The organism is Enterobacter sp. MG-EB028, assembly GCF_056673305.1.
Window position 1 is genome coordinate 2,938,933 of sequence record NZ_CP195079.1, and the last position, 26,927, is coordinate 2,965,859.

Genomic DNA, 26,927 nt, shown 5'->3' on the forward strand with positions numbered 1-26,927 from the left:
GGACTATTATCGTTCTTTCAACCTGCTTTATTGAGGGGTTTTCCATGCGCACATCAATAAAACTCTTATTATGCATTCCCGTTATTGCAAGCACTTTTTGTCACGCCACGGGGGTACAAATCGGCCGTACTCGCATAATTTACGATGCCGCAAAAAAGGAAGTAGCCCTGCCCTTACTAAATAGTGAAAAAGAACTCCCCTGGTTAATTCAATCCTGGACGGATACTGGGGATGGAAAAACACGGGGCCCCTTTATCGTGACGCCACCTCTCTTTCGTCTCGATCCGCAAAAAGAGCAAAGTCTGCGAATAACCTGGAGCGGTCGCCCGCTGCCTGTCGATAAAGAGACATTGTTCTACCTTAATGTGCGAACCGTACCCGCCACGCCTGGAGATGAAGAGGGTAAGAATGTTCTGCGCCTGATTTATAAAACGCGCCTGAAACTCTTCTGGCGCCCTGTTGGACTTAGCGGCTCGCCATCAGAGTCATGCAAAAACCTGCGCTTCGTTCGCCATGACCAGCAGCTTACCGTCATCAACGATGGGGCATTTTACAGTATTTTTGATTCTCTCTCGCTGGGTGCAAAGAAGATAGAAAAAGCCGATATGGTAGGACCTAAATCCAGCGTCGCCATCCCGATACCTGCCAATATACAAGGAGCGAATGTCAGTTGGCGCTGCATCACCGATTACGGCAATGCTTCCGAAAAATACACCTCCAACCTGGCGCAGGATTAAACAAGCACAATGATTACAGGACGTAATTTTTTGTCCGGTCAGCGGATCTTTCAGCTAAACCCACTCCTCCGCTACCTTGGCGGCATTCTGATTATCACGAGCTGCTCAACGGATGCCCGGGAGTATCACTTTTCCGCCTCTTCGCTGGAAGGGGATATGTTGACGCAACAGGATATCGATCTCTCACTCTTTTCGAAATCGAATGCCCAGTTGCCCGGTACCTATCCCTCAAGAGTGATGATGAACGAACGTAGGCTTACCGACGCGGATATCGCTTACGTCAGCTCACCTGAAGGCGCGCTGGTGCCACAGCTGACGCCGAATATGCTCCGCGGTTGGGGGATTAATATCGATCGCTATCCAGAGTTGATTAAGCTCCCGGCCGACGGGACACTGCCAAACTCTCTGGGCAACTATATCCCGCTGGCATCAGCACAACTTGATTTCTCGACAATGACGCTAAAGCTGAGCATTCCGCAGGCGGCGATAAAAGGAAATGGTCGTGATTATGTCGATCCTTCACGTTGGGACGACGGTGTGCCGGTTTTGTTCAGCGATTACTCTTTTTCAGGATCACAAAATAAAGACAGCAGCGATAACAGCAGCACAAACCAGTATCTGAATTTAAGAACCGGGGCGAATCTTGGCGGATGGCGCGTGCGCAACTACTCAACGTGGAGCAAATCAGATGACGATCGCCACTGGGATACCATTAACACGTTCCTTCAGCACGACATTGATATACTAAAAGCGCAATTCACAGCGGGCGAGAGCAGTACCCGCGGTGAAGTGTTCGATAGCCTCCAGTACCGGGGGGTAAACCTGGCCACGGACGAAGAGATGCTCCCCTATAGCCAGCGCGGCTATGCCCCGGTGATTCGCGGTATCGCCAGCTCAAATGCCGAGGTCTCCGTACGTCAGAACGGCTACCTCATTTATCAACAGAACGTTGCACCCGGCGCGTTTGAGATTAACGACCTCTACTCCACCACCAACAGCGGCGATCTGGAGGTGACGATAAAAGAGGCTGATGGAACCGAGCATCACTTTACCCAGCCCTACTCCAGCATCGCAGTCATGCAACGCCCGGAACACCTGAAGTATGAATTTACGGCAGGACGTTACCGTTCAGACAGTGGAACCAATCAAAAGGAACCCGACTTTCTTCAGGGAAGTATGGTATACGGCATAAACAATCTGCTTACCTGGTTCGGCGGGCTGACGCTTTCGAAAGACTATAACGCTGCCAACACGGGTGTAGGCGTGGCGCTCGGGCCCTTGGGTGCGCTGTCTGCAGATGTCACCGTGGCGGATGCGCAACTTGACGACGGTAGCGAGCATACCGGTCAGTCATGGCGTGTGCTCTATTCCGGTAAAATTGACTCTACCGATACCAACTTCACCCTCGGCAGCTATCGCTACTCCAGCCGTGGATATTACAGTTTTGCCGATGCTAATCAGAAGCTTGACGGTCACGAAGACGACTTGATGTTTAACTACAACAAGCGCAACCGTATTCAGGCCAGCATCAGCCAGAACATTTCCGCCTTAAGCGTGTACCTGAACGGTTATCAACAGGATTATTGGGGAACCTCCAAAAAAGAACGCAGCGTATCGCTAGGCGTCAACACCGTTCTCTCTGGAGTGAGCTATCACATGGCTTACACCTACAGTAAAACGAACGGCGAGGACTCCGACCGTATGGTCTCCTTCGGCTTTAGCATACCGCTCTCTCGGTGGCTGCCCCGCGCCTGGAGCAGCTATAACATCAGCAATACTAAAAACGGCTATACACGGCAAAATATTGGCGTCAACGGGACGTTGCTGGATGACGAGAGGCTGAACTATTCACTGCAGCAAAGCCATTCAAATCACGATGGAGAAGACACAAGCAGTGTATATGGCACCTACCGTTCACGATACGCCAACCTGAACGCTGGATATTACGCCTCCTCCGACAGTTCTGAGCAGCTCAACTACGGCATCAGCGGGGGTATTGTTGCGCACCCGAACGGCGTGACGCTGGCGCAACCACTGGGTAGCCAGTTTGCCATTGTTAATGCCAACGACGCCGCCGGTGTTCGTTTCCAGAACCAGCGAGGTATCCAGACAGACTGGCTGGGGAATGCCGTTATTCCGTCCTTGACTCCCTATCAGGAAAACTACATTCGTATCGACACAGCCAGCCTGCCTGAAAACGTGGACAGTAGCGACACGGCTGCCACCGTGATCCCTTCACGTAACGCGGCTGTCGCAGCAAACTTCGATGCGCACGTAGGCTACAGGATGCTGGTAACACTGACGCGTCCAAATGGCCAGCGCGTACCTTTTGGTGCCATTGTCACCAGCACGCTCCCCCCAATGAGCGGCATCGCTGACGATACCGGTACCGTATACCTTACTGGTATCGGCGAGACAACGCAGCTTACGGTGAAATGGGGCAACGGTCAGGAGCAACAGTGCGTCTCCAGCATTTCGCCACAGACCGATCGACGCACTGAAACGCCTAACGGAATTCGCTCGCTTAGCGTGCTATGTCAGCAGGAATCATCACATGCTAAATAATATAAAGAAACTAGCCACTACGGCTTCACTGGCAACTGCAATGAGCCTGACATTTACGGATTCATGTCTGGCCGTTACGGTACTCAAAAATTGTTTCGGCGCACCACAAACCTACACGATCTCATACGATCATGAATTCACATCGACAGAGAACGTTGCAAATCATGATTACGATGTCCCCGGCCATCTGGTTGGGGCGGGTTCCGAGATGGATGCAAACTGTACGTGTCCAGGTAATGTGTTTTCGTCGAGTGTCATCTACGAAAAAAGCTACGCTGGCAGCCCACTCAGTCCGGGTACGAATGGATATGGCCATCTGACCGATAAAATTGATGCGGATATCACCGGCTATGCTGACGCGATCAATTCCCCGGACGGTAACTCTTTAACTGCAATCCCCATCAATGAGTACCCTACCTCGAGGGGGAATATGTTCTACGTTCTGGAATCGAGTCTATCGAAAACAGAAGGCGAGAGCACAGTCTGCAGCAGTGAGACTCAACCTTCAGGCGCTGCAACAGTAAAGCGTAAATTCCGTTGGAATGTTGTTGCAGTCATGCTGCGCGTCAAAAAGCCGATTCTTGGCGAGGAAATTATCCCGCAGACGCTTATCGCGCAGAACTACGCCTGCCTCTATATTGGCACCGGCGGAAGCTGCGACGCGGCTGAGGCAGAGCAGGTGTCAGATATCTGGTTCGGCGGCACCCTCTCCGCACCGTTAAGCTGTACAATCAACGCGGGCAGCACAATTGAGGTAGAGTTTGGCAGCATTGTCAGCAAGCAATTCACCAGCAAAGGGCAACCCCCGCAGGGATATACCCTTAAAGATGTAGATATTTCCTATCACTGCGACGATAACGCGGTTGGCAACAACGATCGGATAAAGCTCACGCTGTCTGCCGATCAGGGTGTGGCGGATAGCAGCACGCCATACATTGCTAAGTTACTGGAAAGAAACGATCTGGGTATTCGAGTGTATGATGAAAATAGCCAGAATGTCGCGCTGGATGGAACCTACGAATTTCCTGTCACCATGGACGAGCAGGGAAATGGGGTTGTCAAAATTAAGGCCGTGCCGGTAAGCACAACAGACACCACCCCCTCACCGGGTAGCTTTGAAGGTAACGTGACGGTGAAAATGGATCTACGTTAAAAATATCCCTCAGGTTGAGCAAACAACCTGAGGGTAAAGGCCGCAATCAGAAGCCGAGGCTGTCCAGCAGGTCGTCCACCTGGTCCTGGCTTGCCACCACGCCCGCCTTGCTGGCGTCGAGCTGTGGACCATTGAGCAGGCTTTCGTTCTCGCGTTTTGGACGGGCTGCCGGTTCCGGGATGTTCTCCAGCAGAACCATCAGCAGCTGACGCTCAATCTCCTGGATCACATCCATCATGCGCTTGATCACCTGACCGGTCAGGTCCTGGAAATCCTGCGCCATCATGATGTCCAGTAGCTGAGCGTTGGTAAAGCTGGTGTGGCCCGGCACATCACCCAGGTACTGACGGGTATCCGTCACCAGCTCGCGGGCATCCGCCAGCTCGATAGGGTTCTCAAACCACTCGTCCCAGCGTTTGCTCAGCGCTTTTGCGCCCTTTTCCATCGCATCCTGATGAGGCTGCGACGCTTCAACGCTGTTCAGCGCACGTTCAGCCGCCTGAGCGGTCATCTGCACAACGTAGTCCAGACGATCGCGGGCGTCCGGAATCGCTTCCGCCGCTTCGGCAATGGCCTGATCCAGCCCCAGTTCACGCAGGCTGTCACGCAGCATGCGCGTCAGGCTGCCGATGCGCACGATGATGTCGCTCGGCGAGTGTTCTTCAACGGGTTTCATTGCAGGTTGCATCATCACCAACACCTCACATGCCGAGTTTCTCGAAGATCTTACCGAGCTTCTCTTCCAGGGTCGCCGCGGTGAATGGCTTCACCACGTAGCCGCTTGCGCCCGCCTGTGCTGCAGCAATGATGTTCTCTTTTTTCGCTTCTGCAGTGACCATCAGCACCGGCATAGACGCCATTCCCGCGTCTGCACGAATCGTTTTCAGCAACTCCAGACCGTCCATGTTTGGCATGTTCCAGTCGGAGATGACAAAACCAAACCCGCCGGCCTGCAGTTTGTTCAGCGCATCAACGCCGTCCTCCGCCTCTTCAACGTTGTTGAAGCCCAGCTCTTTCAGCAGGTTGCGCACGATGCGACGCATGGTGGAAAAGTCATCCACAACCAAAAACTTAAGCTCTTTATCCGCCATAAAATAATACTCCTGAGTCAAATACGTATTGCCTGTCCGGCACTGATTTTCGCCAGCATCTGCTGGCTTACCTGGCTAAGATCGACCACTTCGCTCACGCCACCCATATTGATGGCCTCGCGCGGCATGCCGAACACCACACAACTTGCTTCATTCTGCGCAATCGTCCAGGCGCCAGCCTGGTGCATTGCAAGCATTCCGGCGGCACCGTCGTTGCCCATCCCCGTCAGGATCACCCCGACGGCGTTGCGCCCCGCATGTTTCGCCACCGAATGAAACAGCACATCCACTGACGGACGGTGCCGGTTGACCGGCGGTCCGTCATGAATTTTGATTTGATAGTTAGCGCCGCTGCGCGCCAGCTCCATATGCTTGTCGCCCGGGGCGATATACGCATGTCCCGGCAGCACGCGCTCGCCGTCTTCCGCCTCTTTCACGCTGATCTGGCACAGCTTGTTCAGGCGTTCGGCGAACGAGCGGGTAAAGCCTGGCGGCATATGCTGAGTAATCAGAATACCCGGACTTGAAAGCGGCAATGGCTGGAGTACATGGCGAATTGCCTCTGTTCCTCCGGTTGACGCTCCAATAACCAGCAGTTTTTCCGAGCTGAGTAACGGACCGGCCTTGAGGGTTGCCGGCGCGGCCATCGGCTTGTGGGCCGCGAGCTTCGCACGCGATGCGGTGCGAATTTTCTCCGCAATCATCTCGCTGTACGCCAGCATACCCTCGCGAATGCCGAGCTGCGGTTTGGTGACAAAATCCACCGCCCCTAGCTCCAGCGCGCGCAATGTGATCTCCGATCCTTTCCCGGTCAGGGAGGAGACCATCACCACCGGCATGGGCCGCAGCCGCATCAATTTTTCCAGGAAATCTATGCCATCCATGCGCGGCATCTCGACATCCAGCGTTAGCACGTCGGGGTTATATTTTTTAATTAAATCCCGCGCTACCAGCGGATCTGGCGCTGTGGCCACCATCTCCATGTCGCTGTGGCTATTGATTATTTCAGTCATGATCTGGCGCATCAGCGCTGAATCATCGACGGACAATACCCTGATTTTACTCATGCTTTTTCCTTACTCAGCGCATATACCGTTTGCCCACGCAGGCTAAACTCACGCGCGAGGTTGCTGAAGTTTTCCGAGTGCCCGGCAAACAGTAAACCGTCAGGCTTGAGCAACGGAACAAACCGACGCAGAATGTCCTGTTGCGTCGTTTTATCAAAATAGATCATGACGTTACGGCAAAAAATGGCGTCGAAAGGCCCCGGCACGTTGTACTGCTTATCGAGCAGGTTAACGGGCGCGAATTCGACGAGGTTCGCCAGCTCCTGGCGTACGCGAACCAGGCCTTCATGCGGCCCCGTACCGCGCATGAAGTAACGCTGCAGCTGCTGCGGTGACAGCGTTTTCAGCTCGTCCTGGCGATAAACGCCGTTGCGCGCCTTCTCCAGCACCTCGGTGTCGATATCGCTGGCGTAGACCTTCCAGCGCCCGGCCGCCATCCCCAGGGTATCGGCCAGGGTAATCGCCAGCGAATACGGCTCTTCACCCGTCGAGGCGGCCGCACTCCAGACGCGATACTCCCCGGTGCGACGGCGCGCGTGCTCGGCCAGGACCGGGAAGTGGTGAGCTTCGCGGAAAAAAGCCGTCAGGTTGGTGGTTAATGAGTTAATAAAAGCCTGCCACTCTGCGCTGTTTTGGTTGGCCTCAAGCATGCTCAGATAGCGGCCAAAATCATCCAGCCCCAGCGTACGCAAGCGCCGCACCAGTCGGTTGTAGACCATGTCCCGCTTATGATCCGCAAGCACAATCCCCGCACGCTGGTAGATTAACTGACATATCCGACGAAAATGCGCGTCGGACAGCGCGAGGCGCTGTGTCATCTGCAACAATAATGACGTTTGCCCAGGGGGCATTGGTGATGTCATAGCGCCTTCTTAATTACATTCAGGATACAACTGGCACGGCCTGCGACCGCCCGACTTCTGTTACTGCTTCAACGTGCTCTTTCACATTAAATACCGCGACCAGACCGGTCAGACGATCCGCCTGGCTGGCCAGCTGATCGGTTGCCGCTGCCGCTTCCTCAACTAACGAGGCGTTCTGTTGCGTTACCCGATCCATCTGGCTGACGGCCTGGGCAACCTGCTCAATCCCGCGACGCTGTTCATCCGACGCGGAGGCAATTTCGCCCATGATGTCGTTCACCCGCGTCACGGAGGTGACGATCTCGTGCATGGTTTGCGCCGCCGTATCCACAAGGGTTGAGCCCTGCTGAACACGCGAGACCGACTCTTCGATCAGCACCTTAATCTCTTTCGCCGCGTTGGCGCTGCGGCTCGCCAGGTTACGCACTTCCCCGGCTACCACCGCAAACCCACGTCCCTGCTCGCCGGCGCGCGCCGCTTCCACGGCAGCGTTCAGCGCCAGAATGTTGGTCTGGAACGCGATACCGTCAATCACGCTGATGATGTCGCCAATCTTCTGCGAGCTGGTGGCAATCTCCTGCATAGTGCTGGCGACATGGGACGCCTGGTCGCCGCCTTTCTTCGCCGTCATCGCCGCCTGTTTTGACAGCTCAGACGCCTGACGCGCGTTATCGGCGTTCTGGCTAACCGTCGCGGTCAGCTGCTCCATGCTGGCCGCCGTCTGCGCCAGCGAGGCCGCCTGCTGCTCGGTGCGGGACGAGAGATCGTTATTGCCTGCCGCAATCTCTGAGATCCCGGTGTGCATGGCATAACTGCCCTGACGCACGTCGGATACCGTTTCCCGCAGAGCGCCCTGCATCGCCTTCAGGCTGGCAAAGATCGCCGATATTTCGTTTTTGCCGAACACTGCCACCGGACGCGCCAGGTCCCCCTTCGCAATACTGTCGAAGTGGCTGCTGACGATCGCCAGCGGCTGCACAATCATTCTGCGCCCCCAGAGCAGCGCCCCGCCGGTCAGCAGCCCCGCCAGGATCACGACGACGGCAAAGATGACGCCGGACATGTGATAGCTGATACGGCTCGCTTCACCTGCACGCTGAACAGACCGGTTAATATCCTGCTGCCACGCGTTAAAGCTGCCGTCAAACGCGGCCTGAGACGCCTGAACCGGTGCGGTCATAAAGTCCGAAAGCTGGTTGTTCTCAAGCCAGGTCGCCTGGTGGTCCAGATCGCTGAACCACTGCTCAAAGTTCTTTTTCATGGCTGCCTTCAGCGCTTTCTCTTTCTCGCTGTCGGCTGCCTGCGCCGTGAAGGCCTTAAACTGTGCGTCTGCCTGCTTCAGGCTGTCGCGCGCCGTTGCCATCAGCGCTTTAATGTCATCCGGCGGATAGCTGAGCGCGGTTAAGGTTCCTGCCTTGTTCAGCGCAGTGCTTGCCTGCAACAGCACGGCACGCGTTTGTGCCAGTGCGGAGCGCTGCTGATTACTCGCCTCAACGTCCTGCAAATTCTGATAGCCATCGCGAAACGCCCAAAAAGACAACCCGTTACTGCCAACCTGCAACACACCGCAAAGGATCAGAATCAAAAACAGTGTGGTCGAGATACGAATACGATTTAACATCCACGCTCCCATCAAGCGGCAAGCAGCCGCGGTCTAATTGTCAGTCAAAATGTTTCCCAGTTTTCATCTTGTCCGGCCGTTGCAGCACGCATGCGGGTGAGCGCCGGGTCGGCGGCTGGCGCGCGGTACGTCGACTGCGAAGTGACCGTATTTCCAGCGAGTGAAGCGAGACGAAACGCCGAGACGGCCATCTTCAGACGGCTCGCCTGGTCTTCCAGGGCAGCGGCCGCCGCAGCGGACTCCTGCACCAGGGCGGCGTTTTGCTGTGTCACGCGATCCATTTCCGATACCGCCAGGGCAACCTGGTCGATACCACGACTCTGCTCATCGGACGCAGAGGCGATTTCACCCATGATGTCCGTTACGCGGGTAACGGCATTCACGATGTCATTCATGGTCTCCCCGGCGCTTTCCACCAGCACCGAGCCGGTATCCACGCGGGAGACGGAGTCTTCAATAAGGGCTTTGATCTCTTTCGCCGCGTTGGCGCTGCGGCTGGCCAGGTTGCGCACTTCCCCGGCCACCACGGCAAACCCGCGGCCCTGCTCGCCCGCGCGCGCCGCTTCCACGGCGGCGTTGAGCGCGAGGATGTTGGTCTGGAAGGCAATGCCGTCGATGACGCTGATAATGTCAGCGATTTTCTTCGAGCTGTCGGCGATTTCGTGCATGGTTTTCACCACGCCATCCACCACGCGACCGCCGCGCTGCGCCGTCTCGGAGGCGCTTTCCGCCAGCTGAGACGCCTGGCGAGCGTTATCGGCGTTCTGCTTCACAGTTGCCGTGAGCTGCTCCATGCTGGCGGCCGTCTCTTCCAGAGCGGAAGCCTGCTGCTCGGTACGGGATGAAAGGTCGTTATTGCCCATCGCGATTTCGCTGGTGCCGGTATAGATAGCCTCTGACCCGTTACGCACGTTGGCGACGGTCTCGATCAATGAACGCTGCATATGGTCGACGCTGTTGGCCAACTCGGTGATCTCATTGCGCCCGGACACGGTCAGCGTTTTAGTCAGGTCACCGCTGGCAATATTGCGGATATGGGCAATCACGCGACCGAGCGGGTTCAGCAGGATGTGGCGAATGCCGTACCAGACCGCGATCAGCACAATGACCAGCGCCAGCGCCAGCACCGCCATCTGCCATTTCGCAAAGCGGTAGTCATTCTGGCTTTCAGTAAAGGCCGAATGATACAAATCGCCGCTGGCCTTCGCGTATTCCCCCAGCGCCGCGCCGAGTGCGTTTTGCATCCCCTGCGTCGGCTGTGCGAAGTAGGCGTCCATGTTGCCGCTCTCCAGGAACTGAATCAGCTCCGTCAGCCCGGCATAGTAGGCGTTATATTTTTCATCAATATTCTGGCTCACCTGCGCCATAGCGGGCTGCGGGGCGATCTGTTTGAAGGTGGCGTAGTGTTTTGCCGCGTCGGCCAGCGTGGCCCGGGCATTTTTTAGCAGATCGGTTTTCGCGCTGCTCTGCTGATTGTTGGGATCCATCATCATGCGCGCGGACGAGCGGCTCAGGTTGATGCGCGTTTGCAGCATCAGATCCCACGTTGACGTAAGCTCGCTCTGCTGAAGGCGGAGATCGTTCGAGGCGGCGAAGCTGTCCTGGTTCTGTTTTAACGACGAGAAAAAAAGCCCGCCGGAGATAAGCTGAAGTAGTGCGAAAATGACCAGCACCATCATGAGCATTGTGACAACGCGGATACGGTTCAACATACAACACCTTCTCATAGATTTATTAACGGTGTTATCGGCACAGGCCACAGGAACTTTACATTTGCGAAAGGGAAAAGCGCGGGGTTAAAACGCGACGTCAACAATCAGCGTATCGGTGTAGGTGCCGGCGGGTGGCGTGGCCTGATTGGTCAGGACCTTAGCGGTATAGTTGTAGGTTCGCAGCAACCCGTCGCTACTGACCTGGGACGACGTCGCGCTGGACCAGCGTTCGGCACCGCTGCCGCCCCAGCGGTTACCACTGGCTTCTTTATAGATGTCGTAGCTCAGGGCGTTACTGCCGCTCACCATACGCCGCACGTTGTTCAGCGCGTTGGCACCATTATTAATGCCAATGGTGTAGGTGCTGCCTTTGGTACAGGTCACGGCAATAGCCTGCGAAACGGTGGGAAAACTTTGCACCAGCGGTGCGCTGTTAAAGTTCACGTCCGGCGTGGTCATGGCGCTGCAGTCGTTGGTGACGGTCATGTTAAGCAGAATGCTGGTCGTTGCGGTTCCCGACTGGGGAGATGTACACAGGCTTCCAAGACCGACGGCGCAGACGTTGTAGTTGATGCTGAAGGTCAGCAGCACCTGATAAGGCCCGGCAGTCACGTTTTGTCCGGGGACGGTGCGAAAATAGAGCGGTATGTTGTACCGTTTTGACCCGAGTAGCCCCAGCAGTGTGTTCCCGCTCCAGGTATAGGCTTTGCTTATCTGCACCTCGCTGCTGCTCGCGCACTGTGATAATCCGCACAGCCGGGTGGGGATCACGTCCGTGATGGCCGCGTTATCCGTGCGTTTCATGGTGGCGCGGCTGTTGCCCGATACCGACGCTGCGGTGTAGTTCAGGGTCACCGAATCGTTGGTCAGCACATTGAGCACGGCGTCACACGCCACCACCAGCGTGCCGGTGGTTTCCACTTCCCCGTTTCCGCTCAACGCAAACGACGTGACGCTGCCAAACGACGCATTAACCGTACTGACGGTGCACGCCGCCCAGCCGCCGCCGGAGAAAAGCAACAGCAACAGCAGCAGGCGCGTCATGGCCCCTCCCGACAAACCAGCGGACCGTAGGTTTGCAGCTTGTGCTCCGGATTGGCCCCCACGGTCAGGGTCGCCGTGCAGCGTTTTCCGGCAGGGGTGATCACCTCAAGCGGGTTCACATCGCTGAGGTTCTCCAGCCACGCGATGCCGTCATACCCCACCACCGCATTGCTGCGCGAGGCACGTCGGACCTGGCTTCCCACCGGGATCGCCTGCCCCTGCGCATCGTGCAGAATGACGCTTGCCACCCGCTCCTGCTCCATCGGGAAGTCCACCAGATAACCGCTGTGACGGCGAATGGCGATCCGCCGCTCAGTCTCCTTCAGCCGGGTATCCGCCGGCAGATTCAGCGTATCGATCCGGTAACTTGCCGGATAGTACGCCGACACTCCGCTGACCAGCAGGTAGCCGTTGTTATTCGTTTTGCCGACGGGCTGGTTCTCATAGCTGACGGGCACGTCCGGATGGCCGTCGGTGCTGATCACCACAAACGCATCGTTGATTTTGTTCGCCGCGAACAGCTCCCCGTCCATCAGGACAATGGCGCCCATCGCCTCACCCCACCAGGTCATCGTGTCCCTTTCGCCATAGCCGCCGCCCTGAAGTTCGATATTGTTATTGCGCCAGCCCAGCGTACCCTGCTGATAATCACTGGATTTTGACTGGTTGGCCCAGGCCATGTTCCAGCTAAACCCGCCGTCAGAAGGCATAGAGTGGTTGTAGTTAATGCGCTGCGAGCTGCCTGCATCCGGGGTGTTTTCGAAGGTGACGGCAGCGCTGTCGCGTTCCCCCAGCGGCACCTGCAGCGACAGCGCGACCGTCCAGTCCCCACGCTGCTGGTCCCGGCTGCCGGCCAGGTAAATGCTGCTCGCCCCCCAGAGATTGCGGCTCCAGGAGAGATTCAGCAGTTCCGTTTTCTGGCTGTCAAAGCTTTCCACGCCGATCCAGGCCGCGCCGATATTGCCGTACTGCCCCAGATTGAAGGTCAGAGAATACTGGTCCGTATTGCGGCTAAAGCTGGCGATGGGTCTGTCATTTTCGTCATATACCGTCGGTTGGTCATAGAGAGCGAGATTGCCAAAGCCGCGATCGCGACGGGTGTGCTGGGTCGCGACGCTAAACTCGCTGGTGCTGTACTGATAACCCCAGCTGATTTGCCCGCCGTCGTCCCCGCGCATGCGGCTTTGTGAGTAAGAGGAATTCACCACGCCAAACTGGCCGAGCTTAATCACCGTCCCCGCCCCGCCCAGCGCCAGCTCTTCTGCCCCTTCCGCGTGGCCCTCCAGCGTCAGCCAGTCCGTCAACCCGTAGCGATACGAGCCGCTGCCTGCCGCAGGGCCGTAGTCAAAATTCCTGATGCCATAATTCCGGCGCAGGCTGCCGAGCGTCACGGCCCCGTCGCTCAGCCCTGTTTTAAGCAAATCGCTGGTGACATAAAACGGGAGCGTGGTGCTCACCTGGCGTCCCAGCGCATCGGTGGTGACCAGCACCGCATCCCCCGCCCCGTTGATATAGGGCAGATTGGTCAGAGTGAAGGGGCCCGGCTGAAGCTGAGTTGAGCCGGACCGATAGCCGTTGATAAAGAGATCCACCGAGGTGGGGACCGCGGCCTCCCCCGAAAATTCGGGCAGCGGCCATGTCACCAGGTCCGGGCGCAGGGAGAAATCGCGTCCGTAGCTGATACCGCCCATCCGCACGCTGGAGGTCCAGCTCAGGGCATCGCTGATAACGTCTCCGGCGCTCCAGGTGGTCGCGTCATCCTCATTCGTTATCAGCAGCGTGGTGTCATAGCGAACATACCCTTCCTGCTGACCGTCGTTTCCGGTGAAATTTTTCCGGGCGTACCCGGTGGTGGAAAACGAGCCGTTCTCGTCGAAGTAGCGGAGTTCATGCCAGAGCGACGCCTGGCCGCCAGTATGCTCCGTGTGGTTGGTGTAGAGATCGTAATTCAACAGCGCGCCACGCCCGTAGTGCGGTTTGGACTGCGCCGTTTGCGCGCTAAAGGGTGTCACCCGGGCGGCGATCCAGTCCCGGGGAAGGGTCAGCAGCAGGCGCTGCGCTGCGCTGTCGTACTCCACACGAACCTGGCTCAGTGAGGAGAGATTCACCTCTCCGGCGGGCACATGTTCCGGGGGCAGCCCGGCGCGCAGCAAATCGGCGCTGGAAATAAAGAAAGCGCCGTTGCGCTGCGTCACGGGGACCACCAGACCGGTGTCATAGTGGTTGAGCACGAGGGCAAGCTGAAAGACCGCTTCATCATTTACCGCCTGTGCCTGGGGAGGCGGCGGCAAACTGTCGTCGCCGGGTTCGCCCCAGGCTGTGGTACTGACGCAAAGCAGCATCATCATTGCCGGCTTCAGTTGACGGGCGTCGACTGCCATTGTGCGTCCCTGGCATTAATCTGCGCGCTCATCCGGTCTGGCTGACGAACGCCAGCGGGTATCGGCCAGCTACGGGTGCTGCCCGGCAGGACGTATCCCAGTAATCCCTCCGCTACGGTGCGTTTTTGCCCCCCCTGCACCAGCGACACCTGGCTAAGCCTGACGTGCACATCCCCCTGATTACGCACCTGTAATGCAGGTTGTCCTCCCTCCTGCGTCACCCGCCAGCTCAGGTTTCGGGTTTCCACCAGCGCGTGGTGCGCCCCCTCTTTTAGGGTCGGGATCCCCTGTCCGTAAACAAACAGCGGAATGGAGTAACGCATCTGTAATTTGAGACCGATGGCGGGTGCAGCTTTGGCGTCAGGCTGCGGGATTTCATCCACGATAATGCGGTACGCCTGTTCAACGCCCGCAGGAACCGCGCCCTGTTTAATAAGACGAATCAGCTGCTTATTGCCTTTCTGGATGGTGACAATGGGCGGGCTGGCGACCACGTCCTGCTGCGCGCTGTAGCGTTCGTATCCGCCCTCCTGCTTCCAGCGCACAATCCGCACCTGCATGGTCGTTGCGCTGTTCCCCTGGTTCTGGATCCATAACTCCGTGGCGTTAGCATCGGCGGCAAGCCAGGGATCGATGGGCCAGAGCAGAATGGTGGCCGCCGCCTGCGCCTGTCCGGCCGCCGCGACGCATGACAACACACCCGCCAGACACATATGCCTGATAATTGGCTTCATTGCCTCTCTCCCTTTATTACCATGACAAGGTCACGGTGAGCTGATCGGAATAGGTTCCTGCCGGGCTAAACCCGGTCAATAGCGCCACGCCAAAAAGGGGCAGCGCGATGTTATTACTGTTGGTATAGGTCACCGGTATCGCCTGGTTAACGCCGATTTCGCTGTTTGCGGCCAGCGAACTGCTGCTGTACAGCCGGTACGGGACCATTTCTGTCCCGTTCGTACGTTTCATTCGGCGAACGGATGAATAATTCTGACCGCCATTAATACTCATAGTCAGCGCCACGCCCGGGGTGCAGGCGATGGACAAGGCCCCGTTTGGTACAAAGCTGGTGCTCACCGGCGCACTTTCCACGCCGTTATGGGTGCCAAAATCCAGCGTACCGAGAAGCCCCCCGCTGCCGGTAGCCACTGCGCACCCCGGTACAATGGTCGCGCTGACCTTAAAGGATTGTGATGTCACCGCCCCCGCCGTGGGGAGCAGCAACAACCCGACGATCAGCGCGAAAAAAGGCTGCACGTGTCCCTCTGCGCTTTTGCGCAGACCTATAAAAGGTGCCTTCATGGCAATGCAGATCTAATAGGTCACGCTGACGTTAATCGTGTCGGTATAGGTGCCCGGTACCACCGTAACGCTGTTACCGCCGCCGGTAATGCGTCCGTAGAGGGTGTAACTGTCAACACCCCCCGCCGTGGACGCGATCGGCAACGCGGCGTTATTAGCTACCACCGTGTTGAATCCGCTGTCGCTGTACAGGCTGTAAGCCACCCCCTGCGCCGTATTGGTCGTGTTTACCAGATAGCGCGCGGGCGTTCCCGGCGAGCCGACAACGGTGCCAGGTGCCGTGGAGTTGGTGTTGCCGGTGATCGCCACCGAATAGCTGGCGGTCGTGCATTGAATGGTGAAGGTATTTCCGCCGCTGGCGCCGGTTAGCTGCGTGGTCAGAGTGGAAAACGTTGCGGGATGGGTGCCGAAATCAAGTATCCCGAAGTTAATGCCGCTTTGGGCGGGCGATCCGTTAATCAGACAACCGTTTGTTAGTGTCAGCGTGGCGCCAATGGTGCCGTTGCTGGTGACGGCCAGGGCCTGATGGGCCGTTGTCGCAGTCAGCAACGTGCCTGCGCAGATCAAAAGGAGTTTTCTTTTCATTTACCACCCTCCAGAAGACGTCTCTGTTCCCTTGCGACATTTTATTTTTAACGTTCAAGATGTTAGCCCCGCTAAACCTTCCTCTGAGGGGGTTATTGAGAATTTAGTTTACGGATATCGCTTCGACCACCCGACGTGGGGCAGGTAAAACCCATGCCCTGACAGGATCATTTGTAGATATAAAACAATGAGTTAAATAACAATAAAGGAATATTCCTGCACTTTGACTGAGGATATATCCATAAAAATGTGATTAGCGTCACAATATATCGTTCAGGCATTAACAACAAAATTAATAAAAATTAAAAAGGAGTTGTATCCCCCTACGCTTTGCGTCAATTTATGTGCCGAATAATTTCCCGCGCCGCAATAAAAAATTTATATGTATCGGCGCGGGCTACAACTGAAGCGCATAGAGGGTCTTTTTTCGTGGCAAGTGCAAACAAACTCACACTCTTCATCGTGATATTCATGCTGGCGGGTATTCTTTCAGGGGCGGCAATTCACGAGTACGCATCTGCGGATGCCATCAAAGCCTGGTCGGATAATATTACCCTTCTGACCGATATTTTCCTCCGTCTGATCAAAATGGTTATTGCGCCGCTGGTCTTCAGCACGCTTACCGTGGGCATTATGAAGCTGGGAGAAACCTCCACCATTGGCCGCGTGGGCGGCAAAGCGATGGTGTGGTTTATCAGCTCATCCGTGCTCTCCATTCTGGTCGGACTGTTTATCGTCACGCTGGAGCGTCCGGGAAGCGGTCTGAACCTGACGGTCCCAACCGAGGCGGTAGATACAGGCCTGGCCGTGGGCGGGATGACGCTGAAAGCGTTCCTGTCTCACACCATTCCAACCAGTATCGCAGGGGCGATGTCGAACAATGAGATCCTGCAGATTGTGGTGTTCTCGATGTTCTTCGGCATTGGCGGCGCGTCGCTGGGGCAGAAATTCAACGCGCCGCTGGTGGCCGCGCTGGATGTGGTTTCCCATATCATGCTGAAGGTAACGGGTTACGTGATGTACGTTGCGCCGCTGGCCATCTTTGCGGCGATCTCCTCCGTCATTGCCACGCAGGGTCTTGGCATCCTGTTAAACTACGCCTCCTTTATTGGCGGCTACTACGTTGCCATTCTTCTCACCTGCATGGTGCTGCTGGCCGTGGGTTACATGGTGCTTAAAAAAGAGGTATTTCGCCTGGTCAGCATGCTGAAAGATCCGGTACTGGTCGCATTCACTACCAGCAGTTCTGAAGCGGCCTACCCTAAAACGCTGGAGCAGCTGGAGCGCTTTGGCTGCTCGCGCAACATCGCCTCTTTCGTTCTGCCGATTGGCTACTCCTTCAACCTGGTGGGGTCGATGGTGTACTGCTCTTTCGCCTCGATGTTCATCGCTCAGGCGTACAACATTCACCTGAGTTTCTCTGAGGTGACGGTGCTGATGCTGACCCTGATGCTGGCGTCGAAAGGGATTGCGGGCGTACCGCGTTCTTCGCTGGTGGTGCTGGCAGCGACCATTCCGAGCTTTAATATTCCTGTGGCGGGGATCCTGCTGCTGATGGGAATCGACCACTTCCTGGATATGGGGCGTTCCGCGATTAACGTGCTGGGGAATGGTATTGCGACCGCGATGCTGTCGCAGAATGAAGGTGCGCGGGAAGCGGAAGCTGAGCTGGTAAAGCAGGAAGCGTAATGGCATGAAAAAGGGTGAGGCCTGATGCCCTCACCCCGGCCCTCTCCCACAAGGAGAGGGAGCAAACACAAAAAACGGCAACCCGGTTGCCGTTTTGCATTTACCTACGCTACATGATTCGCCGCGATATCCAGCAGCGCCATCTCTTCGCTGTTCAGCAGCTTCTCAATGTTCACCAGAATCAGCATACGCTCGCCGAGCGCGCCCAGACCGGTCAGGTATTCGGTCGACAGCGTGACCGCAAATTCCGGCGCAGGGCGGATTTGGTCAGACGTCAGGGAGAGGACGTCAGATACGCCATCCACCACGATACCCACCACACGCTGCCCCAGGTTGAGAACGATCACCACGGTGTTGTCATTGTAGTCAACGTCGCCCTGGCTGAACTTCACGCGCAGATCGACGATTGGCACAATCACGCCGCGCAGGTTGGTGACGCCTTTAATAAACGCAGGCGTGTTCGCGATGCGGGTAACCTGGTCGTAACCGCGAATTTCCTGCACTTTCAGGATATCGATGCCGTACTCCTCATCGCCCAAAGTGAAGACCAGGAATTCCTGCCCTGATGGCTCGCCCGCCAGTTTCGTTACATTACTCATACCGGTCATGTTATTACCTTCTACTTAATCAGGCGGCTGTGTACGCCACACGTTGTTCACGATTTAATCCCTGAAGCGCCGACACGTCGACGATCAGCGCCACGCTACCATCCCCCAGGATGGTGGCAGCAGAAATACCCGGCACCTTGCGGTAGTTGCTTTCGAGGTTCTTCACCACCACCTGGTGCTGACCAATCAGCTGATCGACCAGCAGCGCGTAGCGGCGGCCCGCGCTTTGCAGGATCACCACGATACCCTGCGTGGCCTCGGTCTTCGCCCCGTCCACTTCGAACACTTTCCATAGCTCGACCAGCGGCAGGTACTCACCGCGCACCTCAAGCACGCGCTCGCCGCCCGCCAGCGGATGCAGATCTTCCTCACGCGGCTGCAGGGATTCCATCACCGCATTCAGCGGCAGAATGAAAACTTCGTCCGCCACTTTCACCGACATACCGTCGAGGATCGCCAGCGTCAGCGGCAACAGAATACGGATGGTGGTGCCGGAACCCTGTTTAGATTGGATCTCAACGTGGCCGCCCATCTCCTGGATGTTACGCTTCACCACGTCCATGCCGACACCGCGCCCGGAAACGTCCGTCACCTGCTCGGCGGTCGAGAAGCCCGGCGCGAAGATGAGCATGCCCACCTCTTCGTCGGTCATGTTTTCATTCACCGCCATCCCCTGCGAAATGGCCTTCGCCAGGATGCGCTCGCGGTTAAGACCGGCGCCGTCGTCGGTCACTTCGATGCAGATGTTCCCGCCCTGATGTTCCGCAGAAAGGATCAGGTTCCCGACCGGAGATTTCCCGGCGGCAATGCGGTTTTCCGGCAGTTCGATACCGTGGTCCAGGCTGTTACGCACCAGGTGCGTTAACGGGTCGATGATGCGCTCGATCAGGCTCTTATCCAGCTCCGTTGAGCTGCCCATCAGGGTCAGTTCAATCTGCTTATTCAGCTTGCTGGCGAGGTCGCGCACCAGGCGCGGGAAGCGGCTGAAGACATATTCCATCGGCATCATGCGGATGGACATGACCGATTCCTGCAGATCGCGGGCGTTACGCTGCAGCTGGCCCATGCTGGTGATCAGATCGCCATGCGTGACCGGGTCCAGCTCATTGGAGCGCTGCGCCAGCATGGACTGGGTGATTACCAGTTCGCCAACCAGGTTAATCAGCTGATCGACCTTCTCAACGGCAACGCGAATGCTGGTGGACTCGCTGGAGCGCGCGGCCGGTTTTTCAGCGCGGCCAGGTGCTGCGGACTCTTTTGGCACCGCCTTCAGCGCCGGTGCCGCAGACGCAACAGCCGGTGCCGCAGCCTGGGCAACGACGGCAACCTCTTCTGCTGCAGCCGGCGCTTCTGCCGCGGGGGTTTCCGTTTCGAAAGCAATCTGGTCGGCTTCAATCACAAAGCACAGCACCGCCACGATATCGTCCTGACTGATACCGTCATCGAGGGTCGCCGCGAGGCTGTCTTTGCCTTTCACCACATTGCTTAACTTCGCCAGGTTGCCCAGCTCTTCTTCCAGCAGGTTAACTTCGCTCTCTTTCAGGCGTGACAGCACAACGCGCAGTTTGCCCGCTTGCGCAGCGGCTGGCGCGGCCTCTTCAGCAGCAACCGCATCAACAACGCTCAGTTTTGCCGCAGGGACAACGGCTGCAGCGACCTCACCTTTTGCTTCCAGGGCGAGCTGGCGCAGCGCATTGCAGATGTATTCAAAGCTGGCGGCATCAGGCTCTGCCGAACTTTTATAGGCGTCGAGCTGTTCCTGCATAATATCTTTGGTTTCCAAAAACAGGTTGATAATGTCGGTATTGAGCTGCATCTCACCGCGTCGTGCTTCATCGAGCAGGTTTTCCATTAAATGGGTCGTTTCCTGCAGGATGGTAAATCCAAACGTTCCGGCTCCGCCTTTAATGGAATGCGCCGCGCGGAAGATGGCATTAAGCTGCTCGGAGTCCGGTGCTTCGGGCACCAGATCGAGCAAATGTTGCTCCATATCCGCCAACAATTCGTCGGCTTCATCAAAGAATGTCTGATAAAAATCGCTAATATCCATGCTCACGCTATCACCTCGGATTGGCTGGTGGCGATGTTGGAACGGCAGCCGCAGGGACGGCCCCAGGCTGTTTTAAATCGTCCAGTGACTCATTCTGACTTTCGGCGTTTTCATGCAGGATGGCCTGCTCCGCCTGCTGGTTCAGCACTAAAAGACTGATACGACGGTTGATGGCGTCATCCGGCCCGCGGTCGGAGACGCGCATGGTTGCTGCCATGCCGACCACGCGCAGTACCTTGCCATCATCAAGCCCACCTGCCACCAGCTCGCGACGCGAGGCGTTGGCACGATCGGCAGAAAGCTCCCAGTTGCTGTATCCCTTCTCCCCACTGGCGTACGGGAAATCATCCGTGTGGCCCGACAGGCTGATTCGGTTAGGAATACCGTTCAGCACCGGGGCAATAGCGCGCAGAATATCGCGCATGTAAGGTTCAACTTCCGCACTCCCGGTTTTAAACATCGGGCGGTTCTGGCTGTCGATAATCTGAATGCGTAGCCCTTCCTGGACCAGATCGATTTTCAGGTGCGGACGCAGCGCGCGCAGTTTGGGATCCGCTTCAATCAGCTGATCGAGATCGCCACGTAGCTTTTTCAGGCGCGCCTGCTCCATCTTTCGTTTCAGCTCGTCGATGTTCGGCTCTTTTTTCACCTCACCCTTCTGCTGGGTGTAATCATCGCCGCCGCCAGGAATGGGGCTTTCGCTGTTAGAGATACGCTGCCCACCGGTCACTGCCGTCGCCAGCGGGGTACGGAAATATTCAGCAATCTGGATAAGCTCTTTCGGGCTGGAGATGGAGATCAGCCACATCACCAGAAAGAACGCCATCATTGCGGTCATAAAGTCGGCGTACGCGATTTTCCAGGAGCCGTGGGAACCGTGTCCGCCGCCCTTGTGCTTACGTTTTTTTACGATGACGATCGGATGGGACTGGTTTTTCATGCGTCCTCAGTTGTCGTCTGTTGGTTTGGGTTTTTCACCGCGCGCACGTGTTCTTCAAGCTCGATAAACGACGGACGCTCGCTGGAGTAAAGCGTTTTACGGCCAAATTCAACCGCGATCGGTGGCGCGTAACCGTTGAGGTTAGAGAGCAGCGTGATCTTCACGCACTGCATCATTTTGGTGGTTTCCGCGCTCTTCTGGCGCAGCACGCTTGCCAGCGGAGAGATAAAACCGTAAGCCAGCAAAATACCGAGGAAGGTACCCACCATCGCATGGGCAATCAGAGCGCCCAGTTCGGCCGCCGGGCGATCCGCTGAGGCCAGGGCGTGTACTACCCCCATGACCGCCGCCACGATACCAAACGCCGGAAGGGAGTCGCCCACCAGCGCCAGGCTGTTGGCCGGCACTTCTGATTCGCTTTCGTGGGTTTCGATCTCTTCGTCCATCAGCGCTTCGATTTCGAAGGTGTTCATATTGCCGCTGATGATGAGTCGCAGATAGTCGACGATGAAATCCAGCATCATGGCGTCCGCCAGAATGCGCGGATAGCTGGCAAAAATCTCGCTCTCTTTCGGGTTTTCAATATCCCGTTCGAGCGAGAACATTCCCTGCTGTCGCGACTTCGCCATCAGGCGATAAAGCAGCGCCAGCAGATCCATATACATGCTTTTGGTGTATTTCGAGCGACGGAACAGCAATGGAATTGCTTTCAACGTGCCCTTGATCGATTTACCGTTGTTACCAACGATAAAAGCCCCTACCCCTGCGCCGCCGATGATAATAAGTTCAGCCGGTTGATAGAGTGCTCCAAGGTGCCCGCCGGTCATCATGTAACCGCCGAAAACTGTACCGAGAACTACCAGGTAACCTAATAAGATAAGCACGACATCATCCTTCCGCTAGTGACTATGGCAAGGACGTCCAGTTCGCAGCGTTTACCGTTTGCGGGGTAAAAAAAAGCAGCGGTAATTGCTTACCGCTGCTGGAATCTTGCCCACACGTTCGGGTTAAACAGCTTGTTCGATCTGTTCATCCAGCAGTTGTGGAATAATATCGGCAGCATCCCGGGAAAGTTTACGTCTTTTTACTGCGCGGGATGGCGGCTGACATAAACTACAGGCGAAGCTGCCTGCAGGCTGATGAGCATGGGTAATAAAATTGCCATCGCAGCAATTGCAGCGCGACAGTTCAAGCATTCCGCTCTCAACAAAACGCACCAGCGTCCATGCGCGGGTCAGCGCCAGCAGAGGGCCTTCTTCCTGCTGTGGGCATTGTTCAAGGTAAAGTTTGTACGCTTTGATCACGGCGTCTACGCCGCTACACAAACCGGTTTTGAGAAGATACTGCCAGGCATTACAGAACATGGAGGCGTGGATATTCTGCTCCCAGGTCATAAACCAGTCCGTAGAAAACGGCAGCATGCCTTTCGGCGGGGGACTACCACGTAACTCTTTATACAGTTTGATGAGGCGACCACGGCTCAGCTGAGTCTCGCTTTCCAGCATTTGTAAACGAGCACCCAGCGTAATCAGCTCCATGGCCAGCTGTATGTCACGCGCTTCCTGAACAATGCTTTTTTCGCTCATTGCTAGGCCCTTTTCTTACGGGCTGCGTCATCAGGCTGGCTGATGTCGCTAAGCAAGCGAGTAGAGAGCAGAATACCGGTATGGATCTGTTGGAGATCGTCAACGCGGGATTCCTGCGTCAGACGCGTTATCGTCTGCGGATTATCAAAACGGAACTGGCACACCAGTTGATTCGTTTCCGCCAGTTTTACCATCTGTGGGAGGGTTAACCCACCCAGCATGGTTGCCATTTCTTCGTTAATACCCAGACGAAACATCGCGGACGCTTTGTCCTGACTAATTAAACGCTGCGCGAGCAGTAAATATGACAAATTGATGTCATAGATATGTTTTAGCAACTCGGATGTATGCATTGTTCCCATCCCGAATAACCAACTATTATTTTTATGCGGAAAGACCGCACCCCGTGATGTCGCCGGGAAATCACCCGGTATAAAAAAGAAAAGGCTAAATGCATAGTTGAATCTAGGTTTGTATTCATCGAAACGCGCAAGGGATGCAACAGGGTTACATCTCTGACACGGTTTATCATTTCTTACAAATAACTAAGATTTTTCCTAATTCGACGCAAACTCTACTCGTCAGATTTGCCACATACAATGCAGGCACCCTCAAATTTAAAAAAAATGTGATCCACGTCACATAATTTAAGCGAATACACCCCATAAATCCATCAGTATGACTTCTAATTTGCTCATTTTTTACTCAATCAGCACTGTTTTGTATTCTTAATCGACGAATACTCATGCATAAGCGTGAGCAAAAGTGGCATGCAACGTGCTTTTACCATTACGTGCAGCATCAGCAATCGTTTACATCCCATATGTTTCAGGGACACATTTTGATTACCTCGATAAAACATATAGTTATGCATAGCGGCCAAAAAAAATGTTTCTACGCGTAATCATTTGAAATGCGTTTATAACTTGTTAAAACCATTTGATAGCGAAAGCGCAGATTTGTGTGACTTACGTTAAGTTGTTAATTTTTTTCATTTAGGCTCGTTTTTTAGTTATTCTTCTTATAAGAATAATTAATGAATAATTATGATTAGCTTCACACTAATGTCGTATTCAACTCTTGCGGAACCAGGAAATTCGCGGTAATGGTGATGTAACGCTGCCTGTCAGACATCTTAAGGAGTGCGCCATGAGTTACTCCCATCTTCTTGTTTCTGTTGCTGTTTCCCCCGAAAGCCACCAGCTTGTCGCCCGGGCCGTTTCGATCGCCAGACCCCATAATGCGCGCATCAGCCTCATCACCCTTGAGGCCGAACCCGAGATGTACAATCAGCTGGCGGCCCCCATGCTGGAAGATATTCGTGAGGTATTGCAGGAAGAAACGCAGCAGTTTCTGCGAGAGCTTGTCGAAAAAGCAGATTACCCTGTACATGAAACCGTTATTGCGACGGGGGAATTGAATGCCCATATTCTTGATATGTGCCGCAAGCAGAATATTGATTTAGTGATTTGTGGGAACCATAACCACAGCTTTATATCGCGGGCTACCTGTGCGGCAAAATCTATTATCGCCTCAAGCGAGGTAGACGTGTTGTTAGTACCGCTTGGGGGGGCTTAACCCCCCCAGAGGAAAATCAGGCGAGTTTAGGGAAAGTCGCGATCTTTTTTTGCAGATCGCCTTCATGACTTTGCGGGGTTATTTCGCGTAGATCCTCAATAAAACGCGCCTGCCAGTGATTAATATCGTTTTTACGGATCGTCTCCATCATTTCGGCATGGCGGGAAATTCGCTCCGTCAGCGGCATTGTCAGGGCGCGGTTGAGGGCGTTAGCCACATCATCCCGATCGTAAGGGTTTACGAGCAGCGCAGAGGTCAGTTCGTTCGCAGCCCCGGCAAACTGGGAAAGCACCAGCACGCCCGGATCCGCAGGGTCCTGAGCCGCCACATACTCTTTTGCCACCAGGTTCATCCCGTCACGCAGCGGCGTGACCAGCCCCACGTCCGCGTAGCGGAAGACCTTCATCAGGATCTTACGGTCAAAATGCTGATTCAGATAAAAGAGCGGCGTCCAGCCCAACTGGCCATAGCGCCCGTTGATGCGCCCCGCTTCTGTCTCCAGTTGATGACGGATATCCTGGTAGGCCTGGACTTCCCCGCGCGACGTTGGCGCGATCTGGGTATAGCGGATTTTACCGTGGTGTTGGGGGTATTTATCCAGCAGCGTTTCATAGGCCAGGAAGCGTTCCGGCAGCCCTTTGGAATAATCCAGACGCTCTACCGAGAAGATATTCTTCACATGCTTGAGTTCATTCTTAAGCTGCGCCAGCTTCGGCGGCAGCGGGCCGGAAGCCTGTTCCGCAATTTCGTCGGGTTCAATCCCTATTGGATACACTTCGGTATGGAAGGTTTTCCCCCACGCCGTATGGCTTTTACCGCCCCTGGTAACCAGACGCGCTTTGCCTGACACGGAGTCCAGGAACGCGAGACGGTCATTTTCGGTCTGGAAGCCCAGCAGGTCATAATCACACAGCGCCTCCAGCAGCTCTTCATGCGGCGGCAGCGCGGTGAAAATCTCCGGCGTCGGGAAAGGAATATGCAGGAAAAAGCCAATCCGGTTATTGACTCCCCTTTTACGCAGCTCCCGGGCGAAGGGCAGCAGGTGATAATCGTGGATCCATAAAATATCGTCTTCTTCTATTAAAGGCAGCAGTTTATCCGCCAGCAGTGCATTTACGCGCGAATAGCCCTCGAAGGACTCACGCTGGAATTTCACCAGGTCAAGACGATAGTGAAACGCAGGCCACAGGACGGCGTTGGAGAACTGCGAGTAATACTCGTCATAGTCTTTCTCCTTTAACGCAAATGATGCCCACGTAATGTTCCCGCGCGTCACCTTTTTAAGCGGTTTCTCTTGTTCATTGATTTCACCACTCCAGCCAAACCACAGCCCGCCAGCGGCTTTTAAGGCACCTAATACCCCTACCGCCAGGCCACCTGCACTGGCTTTTTTATCATCAGGCGGTGCAATTCGGTTAGAGACGACGACTAAGCGACCCATAATGGTTTCCCCCTTTGTTTTGCGCTATTTGTTGTTGTTGCTGGTTAGCGATATCAGAAATCCACTGCCAGACACCGGCGACATTCGCCAGACGCCATTCAGCGACAGTGTCACCAGGCCCCACCTTGACGGCGATCCCTCCGGCCTGTTTCACCACGCGAAACCCGGCCTCATCGGTCAGGTCATCGCCAAAAAATACCGGTGTACGTCCCTTAAATGGCGGTTCCGCCATAAACGCCGCAATAGCAGCGCCCTTATTAATGCCCTCAGGTTTTATCTCAACGACGCATTTGCCCGGCTGCAGCGCAAGCTGCGGGTGTGCATCGGCCACGCTGCGGGCAATCGCAAAGATCGCCGCTTCGTGATGCGGAGCCTGCCGATAGTGCAAGGCGAACGCCATGCCTTTCGCTTCCAGTTCCGTGCCCGGGAGCGATGCCAGCGCCAGGGAGAGTTCAGTCTGTAACGCCTGAATTAAGGTATCGGGGAGTGATACAACATGCAGTTGATCATGGATATCGCGGCGCTCCGCTCCGTGTACACCGGCTAGCGGAAAGTGGTAAGGACTGGCGAGCACGTCCAGCTCGGCCATTGAGCGCCCTGAAATCAATGCCAATGCGCCCTCGTTCAGTCGAGAGAGCTGCTGCAAATTCTCTAACACCGTATCCGGTACGACCACGTCGTCAGGATGCGGCTGGATCCCGGCGAGCGTCCCGTCGAGGTCAAAAAAGAAAGCATATTTTCCGGGCAGTACAGGCGGTGCGGTTAACAAGTCAGCCACCCTAATCCTCCTTACGGTTTACGAGAGGTAAACGCCTTTACCTCTTTCATAGCCATGTAAGTATAGACAGTGTGATGGGCCTCGCCATTTGACAACCGCCCCGCCAGCAAAACTGGCGAGGCGGTTCAGGGGTCAACTA

24 protein-coding genes are annotated in these 26,927 nt (G+C 55.7%); 5 read left to right on the forward strand and 19 right to left on the reverse strand.

Annotation, left to right across the window (positions count from 1 at the left end; all coding sequences use genetic code 11):
* Nucleotides 1-44 precede the first annotated feature (44 nt).
* The 3 genes from ACR42C_RS13975 to ACR42C_RS13985 are packed head-to-tail and all read left to right on the forward strand — an operon-like array spanning nucleotide 45 to nucleotide 4,455.
* A complete protein-coding gene (locus ACR42C_RS13975) occupies nucleotides 45-737 on the forward strand; it encodes a fimbrial biogenesis chaperone (protein ID WP_233003077.1) in 693 nt (230 codons plus the stop codon).
* A 9-nt stretch (nucleotides 738-746) separates the two neighbouring features.
* Nucleotides 747-3,302: a fimbria/pilus outer membrane usher protein gene (locus ACR42C_RS13980; RefSeq protein ID WP_479984236.1), complete on the forward strand. Its 2,556-nt coding sequence runs from the start codon at nucleotides 747-749 to the stop codon at nucleotides 3,300-3,302.
* Nucleotides 3,292-4,455: a fimbrial protein gene (locus ACR42C_RS13985; protein WP_316379496.1), complete on the forward strand. Its 1,164-nt coding sequence runs from the start codon at nucleotides 3,292-3,294 to the stop codon at nucleotides 4,453-4,455. Before ACR42C_RS13980 ends, ACR42C_RS13985 begins: the two co-directional genes overlap by 11 nt.
* Nucleotides 4,456-4,501: 46 nt before the next feature.
* Here ACR42C_RS13985 and cheZ read toward each other — a convergent pair whose 3' ends face one another.
* The 11 genes from cheZ to ACR42C_RS14040 form a co-directional block, all read right to left on the reverse strand.
* The gene (gene cheZ / locus ACR42C_RS13990) at nucleotides 4,502-5,146 is read right to left on the reverse strand and encodes a protein phosphatase CheZ (RefSeq protein WP_047345948.1); all 645 of its coding nucleotides are present in this window, start codon (nucleotides 5,144-5,146) and stop codon (nucleotides 4,502-4,504) included.
* A 10-nt stretch (nucleotides 5,147-5,156) separates the two neighbouring features.
* On the reverse strand, nucleotides 5,157-5,546 hold the full coding sequence (gene cheY, locus ACR42C_RS13995) for a chemotaxis response regulator CheY (protein WP_008500431.1): 390 nt from the start codon (nucleotides 5,544-5,546) through the stop codon (nucleotides 5,157-5,159).
* A gap of 17 nt (nucleotides 5,547-5,563) precedes the next feature.
* Nucleotides 5,564-6,613, reverse strand: coding sequence for a protein-glutamate methylesterase/protein-glutamine glutaminase (locus ACR42C_RS14000; protein WP_014884341.1), 1,050 nt, complete (start codon nucleotides 6,611-6,613; stop codon nucleotides 5,564-5,566).
* Nucleotides 6,610-7,476, reverse strand: a complete 867-nt coding sequence (gene cheR, locus ACR42C_RS14005) for a protein-glutamate O-methyltransferase CheR (protein ID WP_166711581.1) — start codon at nucleotides 7,474-7,476, stop codon at nucleotides 6,610-6,612. The genes ACR42C_RS14000 and cheR overlap by 4 nt, the downstream gene beginning before the upstream one ends.
* A 19-nt stretch (nucleotides 7,477-7,495) precedes the next feature.
* Nucleotides 7,496-9,097, reverse strand: coding sequence for a methyl-accepting chemotaxis protein IV (tap, locus tag ACR42C_RS14010; protein ID WP_479984237.1), 1,602 nt, complete (start codon nucleotides 9,095-9,097; stop codon nucleotides 7,496-7,498).
* A gap of 44 nt (nucleotides 9,098-9,141) precedes the next feature.
* The gene (tar, locus tag ACR42C_RS14015; RefSeq protein ID WP_479984238.1) at nucleotides 9,142-10,809 is read right to left on the reverse strand and encodes a methyl-accepting chemotaxis protein II; all 1,668 of its coding nucleotides are present in this window, start codon (nucleotides 10,807-10,809) and stop codon (nucleotides 9,142-9,144) included.
* Nucleotides 10,810-10,893: 84 nt separating this feature from the next.
* Nucleotides 10,894-11,853 (reverse strand): Csu type fimbrial protein, encoded by a 960-nt coding sequence (locus ACR42C_RS14020; protein WP_479984239.1) that lies wholly within the window; start codon nucleotides 11,851-11,853, stop codon nucleotides 10,894-10,896.
* Nucleotides 11,850-14,234 (reverse strand): fimbria/pilus outer membrane usher protein, encoded by a 2,385-nt coding sequence (locus ACR42C_RS14025; protein WP_479984240.1) that lies wholly within the window; start codon nucleotides 14,232-14,234, stop codon nucleotides 11,850-11,852. Before ACR42C_RS14025 ends, ACR42C_RS14020 begins: the two co-directional genes overlap by 4 nt.
* Nucleotides 14,210-14,968 carry a fimbrial biogenesis chaperone gene (locus ACR42C_RS14030; protein WP_166711587.1) on the reverse strand — a complete coding sequence of 253 codons (759 nt, stop codon included), beginning with the start codon at nucleotides 14,966-14,968 and terminating at the stop codon, nucleotides 14,210-14,212. The genes ACR42C_RS14025 and ACR42C_RS14030 overlap by 25 nt, the downstream gene beginning before the upstream one ends.
* A 16-nt stretch (nucleotides 14,969-14,984) precedes the next feature.
* Complete coding sequence (locus ACR42C_RS14035; protein WP_320720347.1) at nucleotides 14,985-15,533, reverse strand: Csu type fimbrial protein; 549 nt, start codon at nucleotides 15,531-15,533, stop codon at nucleotides 14,985-14,987.
* A 12-nt stretch (nucleotides 15,534-15,545) separates the two neighbouring features.
* The gene (locus tag ACR42C_RS14040) at nucleotides 15,546-16,118 is read right to left on the reverse strand and encodes a Csu type fimbrial protein (RefSeq protein WP_116339047.1); all 573 of its coding nucleotides are present in this window, start codon (nucleotides 16,116-16,118) and stop codon (nucleotides 15,546-15,548) included.
* 429 nt (nucleotides 16,119-16,547) lie between these two features.
* Between ACR42C_RS14040 and ACR42C_RS14045 the strand changes: the two genes are divergently transcribed.
* On the forward strand, nucleotides 16,548-17,807 hold the full coding sequence (locus ACR42C_RS14045) for a dicarboxylate/amino acid:cation symporter (protein ID WP_163329853.1): 1,260 nt from the start codon (nucleotides 16,548-16,550) through the stop codon (nucleotides 17,805-17,807).
* A gap of 104 nt (nucleotides 17,808-17,911) precedes the next feature.
* Here ACR42C_RS14045 and cheW read toward each other — a convergent pair whose 3' ends face one another.
* From cheW to flhD, 6 genes are all read right to left on the reverse strand, one after another.
* On the reverse strand, nucleotides 17,912-18,415 hold the full coding sequence (gene cheW, locus ACR42C_RS14050) for a chemotaxis protein CheW (protein WP_014884351.1): 504 nt from the start codon (nucleotides 18,413-18,415) through the stop codon (nucleotides 17,912-17,914).
* 19 nt (nucleotides 18,416-18,434) lie between these two features.
* Complete coding sequence (gene cheA / locus ACR42C_RS14055) at nucleotides 18,435-20,471, reverse strand: chemotaxis protein CheA (protein ID WP_479984241.1); 2,037 nt, start codon at nucleotides 20,469-20,471, stop codon at nucleotides 18,435-18,437.
* Nucleotides 20,472-20,475: 4 nt separating this feature from the next.
* Nucleotides 20,476-21,405 carry a flagellar motor protein MotB gene (motB, locus tag ACR42C_RS14060; protein WP_061097847.1) on the reverse strand — a complete coding sequence of 310 codons (930 nt, stop codon included), beginning with the start codon at nucleotides 21,403-21,405 and terminating at the stop codon, nucleotides 20,476-20,478.
* The gene (gene motA, locus ACR42C_RS14065) at nucleotides 21,402-22,289 is read right to left on the reverse strand and encodes a flagellar motor stator protein MotA (RefSeq protein ID WP_008500417.1); all 888 of its coding nucleotides are present in this window, start codon (nucleotides 22,287-22,289) and stop codon (nucleotides 21,402-21,404) included. The genes motB and motA overlap by 4 nt, the downstream gene beginning before the upstream one ends.
* 123 nt (nucleotides 22,290-22,412) lie before the next feature.
* A complete protein-coding gene (flhC, locus tag ACR42C_RS14070) occupies nucleotides 22,413-22,991 on the reverse strand; it encodes a flagellar transcriptional regulator FlhC (protein WP_013096051.1) in 579 nt (192 codons plus the stop codon).
* Between the two features lie 2 nt (nucleotides 22,992-22,993).
* Nucleotides 22,994-23,344, reverse strand: a complete 351-nt coding sequence (gene flhD, locus ACR42C_RS14075; RefSeq protein WP_028013654.1) for a flagellar transcriptional regulator FlhD — start codon at nucleotides 23,342-23,344, stop codon at nucleotides 22,994-22,996.
* Between the two features lie 796 nt (nucleotides 23,345-24,140).
* Here flhD and uspC point away from each other — a divergent pair.
* A complete protein-coding gene (uspC, locus tag ACR42C_RS14080) occupies nucleotides 24,141-24,569 on the forward strand; it encodes a universal stress protein UspC (protein ID WP_116339041.1) in 429 nt (142 codons plus the stop codon).
* A 16-nt stretch (nucleotides 24,570-24,585) separates the two neighbouring features.
* Here uspC and otsA read toward each other — a convergent pair whose 3' ends face one another.
* Together otsA and otsB are read right to left on the reverse strand one after the other, a co-directional pair.
* The gene (gene otsA, locus ACR42C_RS14085) at nucleotides 24,586-26,010 is read right to left on the reverse strand and encodes an alpha,alpha-trehalose-phosphate synthase (protein ID WP_116339039.1); all 1,425 of its coding nucleotides are present in this window, start codon (nucleotides 26,008-26,010) and stop codon (nucleotides 24,586-24,588) included.
* Nucleotides 25,985-26,788 carry a trehalose-phosphatase gene (otsB, locus tag ACR42C_RS14090; RefSeq protein WP_116339037.1) on the reverse strand — a complete coding sequence of 268 codons (804 nt, stop codon included), beginning with the start codon at nucleotides 26,786-26,788 and terminating at the stop codon, nucleotides 25,985-25,987. Before otsB ends, otsA begins: the two co-directional genes overlap by 26 nt.
* Nucleotides 26,789-26,927: the final 139 nt, after the last annotated feature.

Bases quoted from the DNA above. Each gene is read 5' to 3' on its own strand.
- cheR (WP_166711581.1), bottom strand. From the start codon at position 7,476: ATGACATCACCAATGCCCCCTGGGCAAACGTCATTATTGTTGCAGATG.
- ACR42C_RS13980 (WP_479984236.1), top strand. From the start codon at position 747: ATGATTACAGGACGTAATTTTTTGTCCGGTCAGCGGATCTTTCAGCTA.
- ACR42C_RS14040 (WP_116339047.1), bottom strand. From the start codon at position 16,118: ATGAAAAGAAAACTCCTTTTGATCTGCGCAGGCACGTTGCTGACTGCG.
- motB (WP_061097847.1), bottom strand. From the start codon at position 21,405: ATGAAAAACCAGTCCCATCCGATCGTCATCGTAAAAAAACGTAAGCAC.
- flhC (WP_013096051.1), bottom strand. From the start codon at position 22,991: ATGAGCGAAAAAAGCATTGTTCAGGAAGCGCGTGACATACAGCTGGCC.
- cheY (WP_008500431.1), bottom strand. From the start codon at position 5,546: ATGGCGGATAAAGAGCTTAAGTTTTTGGTTGTGGATGACTTTTCCACC.
- ACR42C_RS14025 (WP_479984240.1), bottom strand. From the start codon at position 14,234: ATGGCAGTCGACGCCCGTCAACTGAAGCCGGCAATGATGATGCTGCTT.
- cheW (WP_014884351.1), bottom strand. From the start codon at position 18,415: ATGACCGGTATGAGTAATGTAACGAAACTGGCGGGCGAGCCATCAGGG.
- tar (WP_479984238.1), bottom strand. From the start codon at position 10,809: ATGTTGAACCGTATCCGCGTTGTCACAATGCTCATGATGGTGCTGGTC.
- flhD (WP_028013654.1), bottom strand. From the start codon at position 23,344: ATGCATACATCCGAGTTGCTAAAACATATCTATGACATCAATTTGTCA.
- ACR42C_RS14020 (WP_479984239.1), bottom strand. From the start codon at position 11,853: ATGACGCGCCTGCTGCTGTTGCTGTTGCTTTTCTCCGGCGGCGGCTGG.
- uspC (WP_116339041.1), top strand. From the start codon at position 24,141: ATGAGTTACTCCCATCTTCTTGTTTCTGTTGCTGTTTCCCCCGAAAGC.
- ACR42C_RS14035 (WP_320720347.1), bottom strand. From the start codon at position 15,533: ATGAAGGCACCTTTTATAGGTCTGCGCAAAAGCGCAGAGGGACACGTG.
- otsA (WP_116339039.1), bottom strand. From the start codon at position 26,010: ATGGGTCGCTTAGTCGTCGTCTCTAACCGAATTGCACCGCCTGATGAT.
- ACR42C_RS14000 (WP_014884341.1), bottom strand. From the start codon at position 6,613: ATGAGTAAAATCAGGGTATTGTCCGTCGATGATTCAGCGCTGATGCGC.
- cheZ (WP_047345948.1), bottom strand. From the start codon at position 5,146: ATGATGCAACCTGCAATGAAACCCGTTGAAGAACACTCGCCGAGCGAC.
- ACR42C_RS13975 (WP_233003077.1), top strand. From the start codon at position 45: ATGCGCACATCAATAAAACTCTTATTATGCATTCCCGTTATTGCAAGC.
- tap (WP_479984237.1), bottom strand. From the start codon at position 9,097: ATGTTAAATCGTATTCGTATCTCGACCACACTGTTTTTGATTCTGATC.
- ACR42C_RS14030 (WP_166711587.1), bottom strand. From the start codon at position 14,968: ATGAAGCCAATTATCAGGCATATGTGTCTGGCGGGTGTGTTGTCATGC.
- ACR42C_RS13985 (WP_316379496.1), top strand. From the start codon at position 3,292: ATGCTAAATAATATAAAGAAACTAGCCACTACGGCTTCACTGGCAACT.